The sequence below is a fragment of the Nostoc sp. CALU 546 genome, assembly GCF_048836525.1.
Genome location: NZ_JAWJTF010000326.1, coordinates 1 through 2,216, shown reverse-complemented (window position 1 = coordinate 2,216; position 2,216 = coordinate 1). Strand labels below are relative to the sequence as shown.

Sequence of the window (2,216 nt, the reverse complement as noted above, 5' to 3'; positions counted from 1 at the left end):
CGCTGAAGTTGATCGCAGACTATTTCTAAACGCTGATTGGTTTCTCGCAGATTGATTTCTCGGTTCGCTAACTCTCGCTCCAGTTGATAGAAAAGATGAACTGCAAACAAAGCTGCGATCGTTCCAAATACAACAGAAATACACAATACAATCCAGGTAATTTGCCGATAAAAATCTTGATGTTGTATGCGTTGTACTAATAATTCTTCCTCGGTTTGAGCGAAGCGATCTATTTCTTGACGCGCCTGATCCATCGTTAATTTCCCTTCCTCCAACCACTCATAAAGGGACGCTACGGGAACCAAGGTATCAGTTTGTCCACGAATTCGTTTCAGTTCTCGCTGTAAGGTTAATTTCTGCTGAAATATTTCTAAATTATCATCAACCAGTGTGCGAATTTTTTTAATTTGCTGGGTTTGTTGGGCATTGTCTTGTACCAGTTTTTCTAATCGATTCAAGGATGGAGGAATAATTGTCTGAGCTTGCTTATAAGGAGCTAAAAATTCCTCCCGTTGAGTTAACCCATAACCTCGAACTCCAGTTTCAGCATCAATCAAGGCGTTGAGAAGCTGTTTTGTTTCTAGCCGTACTGTTTGAGTATGCTGCACCCAGGTTTCATCTTCTACCAGACTGGCTTTTAGCCAAGCAAAGGCTGATAGAGCCATAAACAAGCAGGTTATGGGAATGGCAACGATCGCTGTTCCCCGTACTCGAATTGGCAAAGTTTGCCAGCTTTGATAGAGCCGTTGAACCCGATAAGCCATAGATTACCCCGCAGGAGGTTCTAAACGATAGCCAGTGCCATAAACGGTTTCAATCCAAGTTTCTACACCAATCTCGCGCAGTCGTTGACGCAAGCGTTTTACACGAGCAACTACGGCATTACTCTCAGGTTCTTGTCCCCATTCCCAGAGTGCCTGTTCGATCTGATCGTGGGTGAGAATTTGCCGAGGATGGCGCATCATGTACTCTAGTAATTGAAAATCTCGGCTTTTCAATTTCAAGCTACTGCTTCCCCATTCCAGGCGCATGGTGTCGAGATGGAGCGATAGCCCGTTGACTTGCAAAGCATCACCACACCACAGGGGCGATCGCCGTCGCAATGCCCGCACCCGTGCCAGTAATTCTTCAATATCTACAGGTTTGACAAGGTAATCATCGGCTCCGGCATCTAGCCCCATCACTTTATCGACAGTGGTATCTTTTGCCGTCAACATCAAGATAGGAGACGCTTTTCCTGCTTGACGATACTGTTTGCACAGAAAGATACCATCTTCATCAGGCAACATCCAGTCAAAAATCAGCAGATCGTAATCTTTTTCACCCATCAACCATTGGGCTGTTGCCCCATCTTCGACGGCATCCACAATATGCCCTGAACGAGCCAAGGCGTCATGGAGCGGTTCTATTTGCTCTGGATCGTCTTCTACTAGCAAAATCCGCATTGTTCAATTGCAGCTAGTTGGGAATGGGGAATGGGGAATTGGGTTTTAGCATAGTTTGATTTTAGAGTGCCAACTTAACTTTCACGCAGCTAAAATATCTCAAAAAAAGCGTCATCTAATTCATAACCTAGCATTTGGGCCATGGATTTCAGGCGCGAGAGACTGGGGATGTCTTGCTGTTTGAGCCAATCACCTAAGACAAAGATTTTGTGCATTAAAAATATCTCTAAGGCTTCAGGATTGTACTGAATGCCTTCTTTGGAACTGAATTGGTGTGGTACTAGCATGGCGGCATAACGAGCAAATTCTCCAGCTTTCCAATCTAGTAAAAATGCTAACCAGGGGTATTTGGCATCTAGGCGCACAAACCACAGCCGGATTTCTGGAATTTCTGATAGTTCCCGTGGATCGTCAGGTTCAAGATCGTAATTGATATCAAAGCGTAGTTGCTGTTCATGGGATGCAATCCCATCTTGCAGCAGTTGTTCAAGCACCGTTGACGCAGGAGATATATCCAGATTGTTAATCAGGTCATTATTGAGTGCGATCGCAATTGTCTTTGACTCAGCAGCCACTTTCTTTTTGCTCAACTTTAGGATCGACAATCTACAGTAGCAGCTTTCAGGGCTTGACGCTAGATTGACCTTTAGGATCACAAAGTCTTGTTCACAAATCAATTAGTATTTACTGATACTTTTTTGCTGATAATTTGGTCAACCTATACAAGGTTTAGATTCAAGTCAGAGCTTCTCAAGTTTTGAGGGTTTGTAG

General features: G+C 44.0%; 3 protein-coding genes. All 3 read right to left on the bottom strand.

The features are described from left to right. Positions 1-764: CHASE3 domain-containing protein (locus RRG12_RS43325; RefSeq protein ID WP_420763299.1), on the bottom strand; the 764-nt coding region annotated here is incomplete at its 3' end. A gap of 3 nt (positions 765-767) precedes the next feature. Beyond that, entirely contained in the window at positions 768-1,445 is a 678-nt protein-coding gene (gene rppA / locus RRG12_RS43320) for a two-component system response regulator RppA (RefSeq protein WP_181928783.1), read from the bottom strand. 89 nt (positions 1,446-1,534) lie between these two features. Beyond that, positions 1,535-2,020, bottom strand: a complete 486-nt coding sequence (locus tag RRG12_RS43315; protein ID WP_420761229.1) for a CRR6 family NdhI maturation factor — start codon at positions 2,018-2,020, stop codon at positions 1,535-1,537. Positions 2,021-2,216: the final 196 nt, after the last annotated feature.

Bases quoted from the DNA above. Each gene is read 5' to 3' on its own strand.
- rppA (WP_181928783.1), bottom strand. From the start codon at position 1,445: ATGCGGATTTTGCTAGTAGAAGACGATCCAGAGCAAATAGAACCGCTC.